Annotated in this window: 12 protein-coding genes; 10 read left to right on the forward strand and 2 right to left on the reverse strand. The window is 35.6% G+C overall.

All coding sequences use genetic code 11. The features are described 5' to 3' along the window. Positions 1-31 precede the first annotated feature (31 nt). The 3 genes from pfkA (at position 32) to KBI38_00015 (ending at position 2,533) form a co-directional block, all read left to right on the forward strand. Positions 32-994, forward strand: a complete 963-nt coding sequence (pfkA, locus tag KBI38_00005) for a 6-phosphofructokinase (GenBank protein MBP8628456.1) — start codon at positions 32-34, stop codon at positions 992-994. Between the two features lie 149 nt (positions 995-1,143). Further along, a complete protein-coding gene (locus tag KBI38_00010; protein ID MBP8628457.1) occupies positions 1,144-1,989 on the forward strand; it encodes a pyridoxamine kinase in 846 nt (281 codons plus the stop codon). Positions 1,990-1,999: 10 nt separating this feature from the next. Next, positions 2,000-2,533, forward strand: coding sequence for an ECF transporter S component (locus KBI38_00015; GenBank protein MBP8628458.1), 534 nt, complete (start codon positions 2,000-2,002; stop codon positions 2,531-2,533). A gap of 109 nt (positions 2,534-2,642) precedes the next feature. Here the strand turns inward: KBI38_00015 and lysA are convergent, their stop codons facing one another. Continuing rightward, positions 2,643-3,887, reverse strand: a complete 1,245-nt coding sequence (gene lysA, locus KBI38_00020) for a diaminopimelate decarboxylase (GenBank protein MBP8628459.1) — start codon at positions 3,885-3,887, stop codon at positions 2,643-2,645. 448 nt (positions 3,888-4,335) lie between these two features. Here lysA and KBI38_00025 point away from each other — a divergent pair, with 448 nt between their 5' ends. From KBI38_00025 to hybB, 7 genes are all read left to right on the forward strand, one after another. Next, positions 4,336-4,719, forward strand: a complete 384-nt coding sequence (locus KBI38_00025) for a DUF1232 domain-containing protein (protein MBP8628460.1) — start codon at positions 4,336-4,338, stop codon at positions 4,717-4,719. A gap of 12 nt (positions 4,720-4,731) precedes the next feature. Next, the gene (locus tag KBI38_00030) at positions 4,732-6,852 is read left to right on the forward strand and encodes a DNA topoisomerase 3 (protein MBP8628461.1); all 2,121 of its coding nucleotides are present in this window, start codon (positions 4,732-4,734) and stop codon (positions 6,850-6,852) included. 12 nt (positions 6,853-6,864) lie between these two features. After that, positions 6,865-8,085 (forward strand): DEAD/DEAH box helicase, encoded by a 1,221-nt coding sequence (locus tag KBI38_00035; protein ID MBP8628462.1) that lies wholly within the window; start codon positions 6,865-6,867, stop codon positions 8,083-8,085. 60 nt (positions 8,086-8,145) lie between these two features. Beyond that, positions 8,146-9,468 (forward strand): HlyC/CorC family transporter, encoded by a 1,323-nt coding sequence (locus KBI38_00040; GenBank protein MBP8628463.1) that lies wholly within the window; start codon positions 8,146-8,148, stop codon positions 9,466-9,468. A 348-nt stretch (positions 9,469-9,816) separates the two neighbouring features. Further along, a complete protein-coding gene (locus tag KBI38_00045; GenBank protein MBP8628464.1) occupies positions 9,817-11,346 on the forward strand; it encodes a [FeFe] hydrogenase, group A in 1,530 nt (509 codons plus the stop codon). Positions 11,347-11,392: 46 nt separating this feature from the next. Beyond that, positions 11,393-12,178 carry a 4Fe-4S dicluster domain-containing protein gene (locus KBI38_00050; protein MBP8628465.1) on the forward strand — a complete coding sequence of 262 codons (786 nt, stop codon included), beginning with the start codon at positions 11,393-11,395 and terminating at the stop codon, positions 12,176-12,178. A gap of 100 nt (positions 12,179-12,278) precedes the next feature. Next, the gene (hybB, locus tag KBI38_00055; GenBank protein ID MBP8628466.1) at positions 12,279-13,400 is read left to right on the forward strand and encodes a Ni/Fe-hydrogenase cytochrome b subunit; all 1,122 of its coding nucleotides are present in this window, start codon (positions 12,279-12,281) and stop codon (positions 13,398-13,400) included. A 26-nt stretch (positions 13,401-13,426) separates the two neighbouring features. On the opposite strand, the gene KBI38_00060 is transcribed toward hybB, so the two are convergent. Then, positions 13,427-15,235 carry a GGDEF domain-containing protein gene (locus KBI38_00060; protein MBP8628467.1) on the reverse strand — a complete coding sequence of 603 codons (1,809 nt, stop codon included), beginning with the start codon at positions 15,233-15,235 and terminating at the stop codon, positions 13,427-13,429. Positions 15,236-15,243: the final 8 nt, after the last annotated feature.

Genomic DNA, 15,243 nt, shown 5'->3' on the forward strand with positions numbered 1-15,243 from the left:
AAAAGCAAATGCGGAAGAAAAGGTGGTTATTATGCTAAAACGTATTGGAGTATTGACAAGTGGTGGCGATAGCCCGGGAATGAATGCAGCAACAAGAGCTGTAGTAAGAGTTGCAATTTCGGAAGGTGCAGAAGTATGGGGAATCCGTAATGGCTATAAAGGTTTACTGGAAGAAGATTTATCAAAGCTTAATTTTCGTTCAGTCGGTGATATTATTCAACGTGGTGGAACATTTTTAGGAACTGCCAGATGTAATGAATTTAAGACGCCAGAGGGCCGAGCGAAGGCAGTTGAGGTTTTAAATAAGTATAAAATTGAAGGGTTAGTTGTTATCGGTGGTGATGGAAGTCTAAGAGGAGCTAGACAATTGGCAGACCTAGGAGTCGCTGTTGTGGGCTTGCCGGGAACGATTGATAACGATATTTGGGGCACAGACTATACTATTGGTTTTGATACAGCTTGTAATACCATTCTTGATGCAATAAATAAACTCAAAGATACGGCGTCGGCTCATAGTAGGGTTATTGTACTAGAGGTTATGGGACGTAAATCAGGGTTATTAGCGGTAATGACCGGTATTGCCGGTGGTGCTGAGAAAATATTAATTCCTGAAGTTAAATTTGATGTCAATGAATTAAGCAATCAAATTAAGTTTTCTCACGCAGCGGGAAAATGGTATAGTATTATTGTTTTGGCAGAGGGCGCTGGCAGTGCCGTGGAAATTGGAAAGGTCATTGGTGAACAGACTGGATTAGATACTAGAGTATCGGTGTTGGGTCATATTCAAAGAGGCGGTTCACCGACTGCGGTGGATAGAATTAATGCCAGTCTATTAGGGCAAAAAGCAGCTACCTCAATATTGTCGGGAATTACCAATGTGATGTTTGGCTATGAAAAAGGGCAAATTGTTAGTGTTGACTTGATTGATGCAGTTCGTAATAAAAAAGTTATTGATCCTGTTTTATATAAACTAGCAGAAATATTATCGCGTTAAACTAAAGCACACAGTTAATATTATGGATATTAATTGTGTGTTTTTTATTGAAAATATAGTTTTAATGCAGTACAATGAAAAACGTTGGTGTTTTACTGAAACTTTTATATATTCTATTCTTTATAAATATTATTAGATCGGAGCTTAAAATGGAAAGATTAATTCCTAGGGTAGCTGCTGTTCACGATATCTCTTGCGTCGGGCGGTGTTCCTTAACCACGATAATCCCGGTATTGTCTTGTATGGGGATTCAGGTTTGTCCGTTGCCAACAGCTATTCTTAGTACACATTTAGGTGGCTTTAAAGATGTTGCTTTTGTTGATTGTACTGAGCATATTGATAAATTTTCAAAGCATTGGCAAAGTGAAAATATAAAATTCAATTGCATTTATAGTGGCTTTTTAGCGTCAGAAGATCAAATTGGTGTTGTGGAAAAATTTATTGAAGATTTTGCCTACTCTCATCCATTGGTGTTAATTGATCCGGTGATGGGGGATGAAGGAAAACTTTATTCTGTTTATAATGAAAAGATGCAAGAAGCGATGAAAGGCTTGATTGCCAAGGCTGATGTAATAACGCCTAATTATACCGAAGCTTGTTTTTTATTAGGAAAGCAGTATCAAGATAGTGTTGATAATTTACAGGAACTAGAGTCTTGGTTGATGGAACTAGCTGACTTCGGACCGGATAAGGTTGTGATGACCGGTATTCCGTTTAAAGGAAGTTCCTTTTTAAATATTGCTTATCAAAAGAGCACTGATGAATTTTGGCGGATTGAGAATAACTATATTCCGGCACGCTATCCTGGAACTGGCGATATTTTTGCCAGTGTGTTATTAGGTTGTTTACTAAAAGGCAAATCACTACCATTTGCCGTTGACAAAGCTGCTAATTTTGTGGCTAAGGCCGTTGAGCTTACATATTTTGCTCATACACCTAAGCGTGAAGGGGTATTGTTAGAAAGTTTGCTCGGCGAATTATGTGTAATAAAATAGAGGAGATGATATGATGCAACAAAGAAAAATTGAGTTAAGAGACATTGTTATTATTGGGATGTTGGCAGCAATTTGTGTTATTGCTACTACTATTAAAATTCCTTATGGACATGGAGCAATGGTTCATTTAGGAACAGCTGCTATTTTTACTATTGGTATTGTCTTTGGTGGTGTTTATGCTGGACTAGCAGCCGCTATTGGGACAGCATTTTTTGATTTAATGATGGGGTTTTCTCCTTATACTATTTGGTCATTTTTTATCAAAGGAACGGCGGGGTTTGTCGTGGGCTATGTTTCAAAGGGGTTATGGCCTGAGAATATTGTGCCAAAACAAGCTTTATTAAGGAGCATTGTCGGTATGCTTTTAGCGGCAACTTGTACTTTAGCAGGTTATATTATTGCTTGGTGGCAAGTTTCAGGTAGCATTGTGGTGGCTATCGGGAATATTCCAAGTTCGCTTATTTCTTCAACGGTTGGTTTTGTGGTAGCATCAATTATTGCACCAAAATTAAGACAAGTTTTAAAAAATAATCGTTTGATATAAGAAAATCCCTTAAGATTAGTTAGTGTTTTAAATGCTAATCTTAAGGGATTTTTATTGTTTTATTAAAGGTTTTAAATGAAATAAAAAACGAGACCAAAGTCTCGTCTTTTTAAAATTTTAAGGTTGCAAAATAATCTTCTATTGTTTCAGCTCTTCTAATCAAAGCTACACTACCGTCTGTTTTTAACAATAACTCAGCAGAACGTAGTTTGCCATTATAGTTAAAGCCCATCGCATGACCATGTGCACCAGCATCGTGGATTACAACAATATCACCAATATCGATTTTCGGTAATGCTCTGTCGATGGCAAATTTATCATTGTTTTCACAAAGTGAACCGGTAATGTCATAGATGTGGTCGCAAGGCTCATTTTCTTTACCCATAACTGTTATATGATGATATGAACCATAAAGAGCCGGGCGCATTAAATTAGCCATACAAGAATCAAGACCAATATAGTTTTTGTAAGTGTTTTTGCGATGTAAAGCTGTTGATACCAAGTAACCATAAGGTCCGGTAATGGAGCGACCTAGTTCCATGGCAATTTTTAATGGTTTGAGATTATTTTTCTCAATAGTGTTTTGATATACTTTCTGAATTCCTGCTCCAACATATTCTAAATCTACTTCTTCTTGCTCAGGAGTATAAGGAATTCCTACACCACCACCGAGATTAACAAATTCTAAATCGATATCTAGTTGCTGTTTAAGCTCTACTGCTAACTCAAACATCATTTGTGCAGTGGCAATAAAACAATCAGCATTTAATTCATTAGAGATAACCATGGTATGAAGACCGAATCTTTTAACGCCTTTTTCTTTAACGATTTTATAAGCTTCAAATAATTGCTCTCTAGTCAGACCGTATTTAGCTTCTTCTGGCTTACCAATTATAGTGTTGCTAGACTCTAATAATGGACCTGGGTTATAACGGAAAGAAATAAATTCAGGCAGTCTAACATTTTTCTCCAAGTACTCAATATGAGTGATATCATCTAAATTAATAACAGCACCTAAATCGATTGCTTTTTGGAATTCATCAGCAGGAGTGTCGTTAGAAGTCAAAATTATATCTTCACCTTTTATCCCCGACATATCGGCTAATAATAATTCTGGTAATGAACTGCAATCAGCACCGAAGCCTTCTTCCGCTAAAATTTTTAGTAAAGTTGGATTGGGTGTCGCTTTTACGGCAAAATACTCTTTAAAAGCAGGAGCCCAAGCGAAGGCTTTAGTTAAGCGACGAGCGTTTGCTCTAATCGCAGTTTCATCATAGATGTGAAACGGGGTAGGGAATTTATTGATTATTTGTTGTATTTGGGCTTTGTTGAAAGGCAAAGATTTTTCTGCCATGATATAACCTCCTAGTTACAATTTTAAGATAAAAAAGGGATTGTGAAGTAAAACCTCGCAATCGCTAAAATTAACAATGCAAGATAGCACTCCATACCATATAAGTATGACAGTCTTAAGCTTATTTAACTTAAGCCCAATAAATAATTATGCCTAATTATTTATTTCGGCGATTATACCTTTGAGAAATCATCATCGTTAGCAACTTCGAAAACCTACTTTTTATAATCGCGCCTCTATCTTAAAATTCATATTATATTTGCTCAGTATTATATCAAATTAACAATAATAGTGTCAATTTTTCTGTAATTAAATAATTATATTATACTGTATACTTTAGTGAAGAAGTAATTGTATCATCACAAGAGACTTTTTCTTTTGTGATGGCCTATAACAAAATAATTAATTTTATGTTACAATATAAGCCAATACTAAAGTGAGGTTTAAAATGAAAAGTATTATCGGTAATAAATTTAATAAATTAATAATTCTCCTAAGAGAAAGAGCGATATTCTTATACTTGGTAGCGAAACATCAAGATACGCCAATGAATCTTAGACTAGCAGTAGGGGCACTATTATTTTATATCGTGCTACCGTTTGATATAATTCCCGATTCTTTTTTCGGCGTGGGAATTATTGATGATATTTTGGTGTGGCAGTTAATTACTACGTATGTCTTTAATAATGTGCCAGCTAAGGTTAAACAGGAGTGCTGGCCACTAGCACAGAAACAGAGTCGACTTTTAAAAAAAATATTTTATATAGTTTTGTTTTGGATAGTACTAATGATAATAAGTTTAATGATGATGATTTGGTCCTTATTAAGGTAGAGGTGTTTTGAGTTGAGATTATATATTGCAGAAAAACCTAGCATGGGTGCTGAGTTAGCTAAATGCCTAAAAGGGCCAAATACCAGAAAAGATGGTTATATAATAACGGGCGAAGGTATTGTAACTTGGGTTTATGGACATATTTTGCGTCAAGCAGAACCGTTTGAATATGATCATAAATACCGGCGTTGGTTGATGGAAGATTTACCGATTGTTCCGACAGAGTGGTTGTTGTTGGTAGCGGATTCTTGCAGTAAACAATTTGCGGTTATAAAAAGTTTAGTAGAACAATGTACGGAAATAGTTCATGCTGGTGACCCTGACCGAGAAGGACAATTGTTAATTGATGAGGTTTTGGACTATCTAAAAAGCGAAAAACCGGTACAACGAGTATTACTGAATGCCCTAGATGAAAAAAGTATTAAAAAAGCTATTAATAGTTTAAGAAGTAATGCCGAGTTTATTAATCTAAAAAAATCGGCGTTAGCACGGGCGCGGGCAGATTGGTTAATTGGGATGAATGCCTCTAGAGCTTATACCATTGTCGCTAATAGTGCCGGTCATAAAGTAACTTTGCCAATTGGAAGAGTTAAAACACCAACTTTAGCATTGGTCGTTAGAAGAGAACGTGAACTGGAAAATTTCAAACCAATTGATTTTTATATTTTAAAAGCGCAGTTTAGGCATAATGAAGACGTTTTTAGTGCAACTTGGAAACCTAAAGACATTCAAGACGGCTTAGATAGTGAGGGACGGTTAATAGATTTTGCCATTGCTCAAAACATGGCGGATCTTTTCAAACAAGAAGCTGAAACAGGCGTTGTGTCTTTGTATCAGACTACAGAAAAGAAAGAGCCACAGCGGTTACCGTTTTCGTTATCGGCCTTACAAGTTCTAGCCGGTAAAAAATACAATTATGATCCCCAATTGGTGCTTGATACTGCTCAAAAATTATATGAAAAAAAATTAACTTCTTATCCTCGTTCTGATTGTGACTATTTGCCGGAAAATCAATTTGAGGAGGCAACTGAGATTCTTAACAATCTCAGGGGTTTAGCAGAAGAGAAAATAAGCTATTTTGCGCAACAAGCTGATGCTAAGATAAAAAGTCGGGCTTGGAATGATAAAAAAATTACCGCCCATCACGCCATTGTGCCAACACAGGAACAATGTAATTTTGCAAAATTATCACCGGTAGAGCAAGATATTTACTTTTTAATAGCACAAGCTTATATTGCACAATTTTACCCATTACATATATATGATCAAACTAAAATAGAGGTAACTTATCAAGATGAACTGTTTGCCACCAGTGGTCGAGTGATCAAACAAAATGGTTGGAAAGCGGTATATGGCAGTGAGTTGGAAGATGATAAAAAAGAAGATGAGGCGGCAGTATTGCCGGCAATGCTTAAAGGTGACCAAGTTCATTGTGAAAACATTGACTTAGAGAAAAAAGCTACTAGGCCACCTACTCGATTTACTGCTGCTACTTTATTGGCAGCAATGAAAGAAATTCATAAATATGTAAAAAATCCGGAACTAAAAAAGAGTTTAAAAGATGTTGCCGGGATTGGGACTGAAGCTACAAGGGCAACTATTATTAAAGAACTTACTACTAGAGGCTTTTTGCAGGAGGAAAAGAAGAAAAAGTATTTAATTCCTACTACGGCGGCTTTTTTATTAGTAGATATATTACCGGAAGATATAACATATCCTGATTATACTGCAACATGGGAGAACGCACTGCAAGTTATGGCTGAAGGCGGAGGAGATTTGCAAGGGTTTTTACGAGAGCAAATTGACTTTATTAATAAATTGTGTCAAGAAGCGAAAAGTGCCAATATTCCTCTTAATGGTGAACATATTTGCCCGAGTTGCAAAAAAGCGGTACTAAGATTACGCCAAGGGAAAAATGGGGCGTTTTGGGGTTGTTCAGGTTATCCAAGTTGTCGGGCTACTTTTGATGATGATAATGGTAAACCAAAGTCGGTGGAACTATGCCCGAAATGTAATACCGGTATTATAAGACTTAAAAAAGGGATAAATGGAGCATTTTGGGGTTGTAGTAATTTTCCTCAATGCCGTTCAACCTATAATGATGTTAATGGAAAACCGGATATAAAGAGGTAAAGGAAGAATAATATGAAAGAAAATTTTGAAAAGCTAGGAATTAGTGTAGCGTTAAATACTGCACTAGAAAAGATGAGTATAGTAAAGCCTACCGATATTCAAAGTAAGGTTATTGGTGAGATTTTATCAGGAAAAGATGTGGTGGCACAATCAGCTACCGGTACTGGTAAAACATTAGCGTACTTATTACCACTATTACAAAACATAAATGCTGAGAAACGCGAAGTTCAGGCTGTTGTTTTAGCACCAACACAAGAATTGGCAATGCAAATTTTTCGTCAAGCGGAATTGCTGATTAAAAATGCGGAGCTTAAGATTGGTGTAGCAGCTTTAATTGGTGGCGCTAATATTGCCAGACAAATGGATAAGCTAAAAACTAAACCGCAAATTATTATTGGTTCAAGTGGCCGAATAATTGAGCTTAATAAAAAAGGTAAGCTCAATTTGAAGGCAACCACCATGTTCGTACTGGATGAAGTTGACAGAATGATGGATGACCAAAATTTAGCTGGAGTTAAAAATGTTTACAAATTATTAGGAACAAATGTTCAAACAATGATTTTTTCGGCAACTATTTCCAATAAAACCGTCAGTAGAGCAGATTTGTTTTTAAATGAACCAATTACGGTAAAGTTAACCGGCAGTGCACAAGTAAAACCTGATATTACTCATAGTTATATCAAGGTTGATTTTCGTGATAAAGTTGATATGGTCAGGAAATTGGCACAAAACATTGGTATTGTTAGAGGATTGGTATTTGTTAATAAAACCGATGATGTTAAAATAACAGTGTCAAAATTGCAATTTCATAAAGTTAAGGTAGCCGGATTATATAGTGGTGCTGATAAAATGGAGCGCAAGAAAGCATTAGAGGATTTTGCCAAAGGTAAAATACAGTTATTAGTGGCGACTGATGTTGCAGCACGAGGGTTAGATATCGCCGATGTTGATTATGTTATCAATATTGATATGCCTGAGGACACTATGGTTTATGTTCATCGCACCGGTAGAACCGGGCGAGCCGGCAAAAATGGTTCGGCAATTTCATTAGTTGCGCCGAAAGAGGTTATTAGATTAACAGAGTATGGCAAAAGCATAAAAATTAAATTACTGGCACAGGAGTTTAATCATGGTAAATTAGAGGAAGCAATAAAAAAGAAAAATAATAAGCAAATAGTATCGAAAAATAGTAAAAGTTTTGATAAAATAAAAAAAGAAGAAAATAAAAAATAACGATATTGTTATTTTAGGAGGTGAACCTATTGCTCATGAAAATGAGTAAATAGGAAATTATTGGAGTATTCTAGTATAATACTTAATTTGTTTCTAGTAATATTTTTAGTATTATTAAATGGTTTTTTCGTGGCAGCTGAGTTTGCAATTGTCAAGGTTAGAAGTTCGCGAATTGACGCCTTAGTACAAGAAGGAACTGCAAGAGCTAAGTTTGGCGCTAATTTAGTGCATAACTTAGATTCATATTTGTCGGTATCACAATTAGGAATTACCTTAGCATCACTTGGGCTGGGGTGGATTGGAGAACCGGCAGTAGCAAAATTTATATATCCGGTGTTAAGTAGCTTTGAGCTTAGTAATGAAATGGTGCATACGATTTCATTTGCCATTGCTTTTTCCTTTATCACAGCGCTACATATTGTTTTAGGAGAGTTAGCACCAAAGTCTTTGGCAATCCAAAAAGCTGAAGCTGTTACTTTGTGGGTAGCCATTCCGATGATTGCCTGTTATAAGTTAATGTATCCCTTTGTATGGGTGCTAAATCATATTGCGGCCGGAATTTTGAAATTATTTGGCATTAAATTAGCTAATGATGTAGAAGCGGCTCATTCCGAAGATGAAATTCGTAGTTTGATGGAGGAAAGCCATAAACAAGGTTATATCAATCAAACCGAATTGACTTTAGTAGATAATATTTTTGATTTTGCAGAAAGAAATGCTAGAGAGGTAATGATTCCGCGGACTGACATGGTCTGTCTTTATACTGAAGATTCTTTCGAAAAAAACTTAGAAGTAGCATTGACGGAGCAATTGACCAGATTTCCTATCTGTGCTCCGGATAAAGATAATATTATCGGTTTTGTGCATATCAAGGATTTATTTGCAGCAGTAGCTTCCGGTGAAAAGCCAGAGGTTCAGAGCATTGCTCGTAAAATAATTGCTGTTCCTGAGTCGATGCCACTTAGTAACTTGCTGAAGTTGTTGCAAAAGCATCGTTCTCAAATAGCCTTGGTCGTGGATGAATATGGTGGTACTTCGGGGATGGTAACAGTTGAGGATATCTTGGAAGAAATTGTTGGTGAAATTCAAGATGAGTTTGATGAAGAAAGACCGGCAATTGAAGAACGAGATTTAAACTTATATTCAGTCGATGCAAAGTTGCTTTTAGAAGAAATTAATGATATCTTAGGATTAGAATTGGTTTCAGATAGTTTTGATACTATTGGTGGTTGGTTATATTCAAAAATTGAAATACCACCAAAGGTTGATGAGAAGATTCAATTCAATGGTGATGAATACATTGTTGAAGAGGTTGACAATGTCAGAATAACCAGAGTATTAATAAGTATTAATGATGAAAAAAATAGCGAAATAGCTGAGTGATCAATAAAGAGAAGCTCACTTTAAATTAATTTAAGGTGGGTTTCTCTTTATTTTTACTGTAAAAAAAAACCAATAAATCAACTATTGTTATGCTAATATACTTATGATAATATAAGTATAGTTTATTTAAATTCAAAGAAGTTTGTTGAATTTTGTCTAATAAATAAATCATTCAAAACTTTGGGGTTCCGGAAGCTTAGAGTGGCTAAAATTATTAAATTATTTATCAAAGCCTAGGTTAAAAATTTAAGCTTGGCACTGGTTTGCATTAAATAATATGAAAATTCACAAAATTTACTCAAATCATATTTTAACGGTATTTTTTATGAGTGGAGGATTGTTTCGAGGATGAAGGACAAAAAGGTTTCAAGGCGTAATTTTTTTAAATTAGTTGGTAGTGCCGGCCTTTTAGGGACAAGTGTGATAGCTACTGGTTGTAGTGGTGACCCTGCGGGTGGAAAAGGTTGGATGCCTAGTCAATATAACTCTGCCGGAAGTTGGCCGGTAAAAGTTAAAGGACGTATTGCTATTGACGATAACAATCTATCCATTGAACGAGATGATGCTAAATGCATCTTATGTGGACAATGTATCGAAGTTTGTAAAAATGTTATGAGTGTGTATGGAACATATGAATTGCCAATAAAAAATGACACTCCTTGTGTAAATTGTGGACAATGTAGCTTATGGTGTCCATCCGGTGCTATAACAGAAAAAAATAATATTAAAGAATTAATGGCTGCTTTAAATGATAAAAGTAAACATGTCATTGTGCAAACCGCTCCGGCAACAAAAGTTGCCTTAGGTGAAGAATTTGGGTTAGCACCAGGTAGTATTGTTGAAGGGAAGCAAGTTGCCGCCTTAAAAGAAATCGGCTTTGATGCGGTTGTTGACACTTGTTTTTCTGCTGATTTAACAATAATGGAAGAAGCTGCAGAAGCTTTGCATAGATTGACTTCAACTGACAAACCGGTACCGATGTTTACCTCTTGCTGCCCAGGGTGGGTTAAATTCTGTGAATACTATTATCCAGAATTGATTGGCAATTTATCAAGTTGCAAATCACCACAACAAATGATGGGAGCAGTAGTAAAGACTTATTATGCAAAAGAAAAAGGGTTAAACCCTGAAAATATTTTCTCGGTAGCAATAATGCCTTGTACGGCGAAAAAAGCTGAATGTAAGAGGCCTGAAATGAATTCAGCCGGCCATGAGCATGGTAATGCTGACATAATGGATGTGGATTGTGTTATTACTACTAGAGAATTAGCACAGTTAATTAAAAGTAAAAAAATAAACCTGAATAATTTAGCTGATGTTAAATATGATTCAATTCTTGGTGAAAGTACTGGCGCTGGTGTTATTTTTGGTACCACCGGTGGAGTAATGGAAGCGGCAATCAGAACTTTATACTATAATGTTACTAAAGATAATCCACCGGAAGAATTGTTAAATTGGCAAAGTGTCCGTGGATTAAATGGTGTAAAAGAAGCTACTGTTAGTGTTCCAGGTGTTGGTGAGGTTAGCATCGCTGTTTGTCATGGTTTAAAAAATGCCAGAACCGTACTTAAAAAAGTGAAAAATAAGGAAGCTTCGTGGCAATTTATTGAGTTTATGGCTTGCCCTGGTGGGTGCATTGGTGGTGGTGGTCAACCGCGTACTTCCTTGCCACCAACAGATGAGATTAGAAAGGCTAGAATTGCTAATCTATATAGCCTTGATAACAAAGCTGTGAAAAGACTTAGTTATCAAAATAAAGAAATTCAAGATGCTTATAGCAAATATTTGACACAGCCTTTAAGTCATAAGGCTGAAGAGCTATTGCATACACGTTTTGAGAATAAAAGTAATTTACTTAATGCCAAGAAAGATGTGTAATTAAGTTGTTGCTTAGGGTAATATTATTCTTTATAGAGGTGAAAAAATGGGGCAGGGTAACGGTGTATTAGTTGATCTAACCAAGTGTATTGGTTGTGGGAGTTGTACAGTTGCTTGTAAACTGTGGAATAAATTAGAGTTTGATAAGAAAAAACCTACTACTGGTAATGATGTCAAATTAGTTGATAAAAACTGGACAGTAGTAACGAAAAATGAAGTTCAAGATAAGCAAAATTCTACAGCGTGGCGTTTTGTCAAAGAGCAATGTATGCATTGTGTTGAACCAGCCTGTGCATCAGCTTGTTTCTCTAAGGCGTTACAACGCGATGAAAATGGCGCGGTAGTATATTATCCTGATTTATGTGTAGGTTGTCGTTATTGTATGATTGCGTGCCCATTTGATGTACCAAAGTATGAGTGGGAAAAAGCTTTTCCTTTAGTGACAAAGTGCCAAATGTGTTCAACGCGGATGAAAGATAGTCAAGCACCGGCTTGTGTCGATGTTTGTCCAACCGGCGTTATGAAATTTGGTACTCGTGATGAATTATTAAAACAAGCTGAAACCAAAATAGCTACTGATGCTAAATATGTAAAGCATATTTATGGTGCGAATGAGGTTGGAGGTACGAGCTGGTTATATTTATCGGATGTTCCGTTTGAAAAATTAGGTTTCAAAATGAATTTAGAAAGTGTTGCACCATCTACTTATACTCATAAATATCTTTCGAAAGTTCCAGCCTTAGCGATTGGCTGGGGTGCTTTTTTAACTGCTTTAGCAGTTTATACTAACCGTCGTAAAAAGTTAGGAAAAGACAAGCAGAAAAAAGATTAATAATTACGGAAGAATGTTATGAGGAGGATTTGTTTTGAAAAGGATTAAAAAACAATATAAGCATGTTGATATATTAGGCTGGAAGTTTACCATAACACCAATGCGTTTTGTTTTAACGGCGATTGCGTTATTGAGTTTTGCGGTAATGTTGGTGCGGTTTATAACAGGTTATAGTCTGGTAACTAATTTGACGGATGAATCACCATGGGGGTTATGGATTGCTTTTGATGTTATGACCGGAGTAGCCTTAGCCGGTGGTGGTTATTCAACCGCTTTGTTGGTACATAGCTTTGAATATAAAAAATACAAGGCGGTAGCTAGAGGTGCACTATTAACATCACTGTTTGGTTATATCCTCGTTATGGTTGGTTTATTCCTTGATATTGGTCAATGGTTTAATTTTTGGCGGCCGTTTGTTTCTTGGGGCTATAGCTCAGTTTTATTTGAAGTTTTTTGGTGTATTTCAATTTATACTACCATCTTAAGTTTAGAATTTGCCGAAGTTGTTACAGAACGAATTGGCAAAAATGTCCATAGATTTATTTTAAAAGCATTACCGGTATTAATTATTATAGGTTTAATTTTCCCAATGATGCATCAATCATCATTAGGTGGCTTATTTTTGATTGCAAAGAGTAAAATGTATCCGTTATGGTGGAGTGAATTTTTACCGCTTTACTTCTTAATGTCATCATTCTTTGTTGGTTCAGCAATGGTTTGTATCGAGACGGAACTTGCTAGAAGAGCTTATCGTCATGAGATTCCTACCAATGTTTTAAAAAACCTGACAAGAGTAGGGGCTCGTATTATGGCGGCGTACCTAGCATTAAAACTTTTTGATATTATTGCGCAAGGTCAAGTTGGACTATTATTTGCTGGTAATATGCAAAGTAATATGTTTTTATTAGAATTATTTTTAGGAATTATCATTCCGCTAGGAATTATCTTTAGTCCGTATGCCAAAACTCGTAATGGTTTATTGACATACTCCTTACTGGTGGCAGGGGGCGTTGTTTTAAATCGAATGAATATGGTCTTTACTTCGATGTATACTAGTGGGAGCTATTTCCCTTCGATCTGGGAATTTATCGTAAGTGCCGGATTGATTTCAGTAGGCTGTTTATTATATTGTTTCATCGTTGAAAACTTCGTAGTAATTGGCGAATCATATGCGGTGCCGGCCAAAGTTCAAGATGCAACCGGTGAACATTCAGTACATTAAAAAGCGTGAGCTAAGGCTCACGCTTTTTATATATGGTCTTTAATAATAAAATTACTTTTTTTGATATTTTTACAAAGTTTTTTTATTTCAGCGGTTTTTGAAGCAAGACTTTTATTGTTAATGTTACGTTTGTTAAAAACCCTTAATGCTGCTAATGATATAGTCATAAGTGGAAATTTCTCTGAAACGTTGTTGCGATTATTAGCAACAACGTATTTTTGTTCCTGATGTTCAATCGAATAAAAAAACTTAGCTTGTTCATCAAAAGTTTCAATGATGGTGTTGCATAAATCTTCAATTTTTATTGAGGGCAGAAAAACTATAAAGTCATCACCACCGATATGTCCAAGAAAATAATCACTACAATGAGTTTTTAGGCTGGTATTGATAAGTTCAGCAGTTGTCGATAAGGCAGTGTCACCGGCTTCGAACCCATAGACGTCATTATAAGCTTTAAAATTATCAATATCGATGTAAATAGCGCTAAAAGGTATTAGCTGGTTAATATGACGGCTAGTTTCCCAATCGATAATTAAATTTCCCGGCAATCCGGTTAGTGGATTGGCATGACGAGCACGATTTAATTCAATTTGGGTGGTTTCTTCTAATAACCTTTTGATGGATACAACTCCATAATAATTATTATCTTTGGTGATAATAATATTATTATATATTTCGTCGGTTGTACGGTTAAGGGCGGTTTTTGTTGCTATTTCAATGGGGGTATTGTAGTCGATATTTAATGCTTTAGTATTAATAAGAATTTCAATAGGACGCTTACTATAAATTGATAGACCAAAAGGGGTTGCCAGATTATTTAGAAAAAGATCTTTGTTAATCATACCGAGGGGAATATTATCCTCTAAAATTACAGCACTGCTACTACCACTATTTTCTTTGAAATAATGTAAGATTTCTTGACCTAATGTTTCCTTGGTAAATGTCTGTTCTTTAGTGGCAATAGTGCCAATTGGTGCATAGAGCTTAGTGTTCATACTATATTGTGTTTTACTAAAAAATTCTTGTTGAATTGTATCAATAATGTTTAAAGACGGTGTTGTTAAGGTCGGCTGCGGTTTCCCTAAAAAGAAGCCCTGACCGAAATTTACCCCTAGCTTAATAAGAATTTTTAATTCAGCACAACTTTCAATACCTTCACCAATTGTTTTTATTCCGGTAGCAGTACTAAAATCAACAAGTGCCTTAATAATAGCTTGTTTATGTTTGTCCTTATCGCAGTTTCTGATTAATTCTAAATCAATTTTGATAAATTGCGGTGAAGTTTGTGCTAGTAATGTTAAGCCGGAATAACCTGACCCGACATCATCTAGTGCTAAGCGATAGCCTTGTGAACGGTAATTTTCCAAGATATCTTTAAAATTAGCTAAATCAGTAATAGCTGTTTTCTCAGTAATTTCAAAGACAATTTGACTAATATTAATAGTGTGCTCAGCTAAGATAACTTTAGTTGAACCATGGTGAAAAAATTTATCATATAAAACCTTAGGGTCAACATTAATAAATAAAATTTTATCATTAATTGAGGGAAACGCTGTTTCAATAGCAGTAATTCGGCATAAATAATCTAATTCCCAAGTCTTTTCGAGATCGTTAGCTACAGAAAATAGTTGATCGGGGCTGGCTAAAATGCTGTTAAGCGGACCACGACTTAAGGCTTCATAGCCTAAGACCGAGCCATCTTGTAAGTTTACAATAGGCTGAAAAAATGTGGTAATAGATTTTTCTTTTAATATTTTATTTAACTCCAAAGCCTGAGCTGTTTTTTCTGTTAGTACAGGTGCTGTCGCTATGGATAAAAAATTATGATTATGCATATTAACCT

Source organism: Negativicutes bacterium, assembly GCA_018052945.1.
GTDB lineage: Bacteria > Bacillota > Negativicutes > JAGPMH01 > JAGPMH01 > JAGPMH01.

What these genes read in the sequence shown, in the direction of transcription:
- pfkA (MBP8628456.1), top strand. Translation starts at nt 32, where the DNA reads ATGCTAAAACGTATTGGAGTATTGACAAGTGGTGGCGATAGCCCGGGA.
- KBI38_00010 (MBP8628457.1), top strand. Translation starts at nt 1,144, where the DNA reads ATGGAAAGATTAATTCCTAGGGTAGCTGCTGTTCACGATATCTCTTGC.
- KBI38_00015 (MBP8628458.1), top strand. Translation starts at nt 2,000, where the DNA reads ATGATGCAACAAAGAAAAATTGAGTTAAGAGACATTGTTATTATTGGG.
- lysA (MBP8628459.1), bottom strand. Translation starts at nt 3,887, where the DNA reads ATGGCAGAAAAATCTTTGCCTTTCAACAAAGCCCAAATACAACAAATA.
- KBI38_00025 (MBP8628460.1), top strand. Translation starts at nt 4,336, where the DNA reads ATGAAAAGTATTATCGGTAATAAATTTAATAAATTAATAATTCTCCTA.
- KBI38_00035 (MBP8628462.1), top strand. Translation starts at nt 6,865, where the DNA reads ATGAAAGAAAATTTTGAAAAGCTAGGAATTAGTGTAGCGTTAAATACT.
- KBI38_00045 (MBP8628464.1), top strand. Translation starts at nt 9,817, where the DNA reads ATGAAGGACAAAAAGGTTTCAAGGCGTAATTTTTTTAAATTAGTTGGT.
- KBI38_00050 (MBP8628465.1), top strand. Translation starts at nt 11,393, where the DNA reads ATGGGGCAGGGTAACGGTGTATTAGTTGATCTAACCAAGTGTATTGGT.
- hybB (MBP8628466.1), top strand. Translation starts at nt 12,279, where the DNA reads ATGCGTTTTGTTTTAACGGCGATTGCGTTATTGAGTTTTGCGGTAATG.
- KBI38_00060 (MBP8628467.1), bottom strand. Translation starts at nt 15,235, where the DNA reads ATGCATAATCATAATTTTTTATCCATAGCGACAGCACCTGTACTAACA.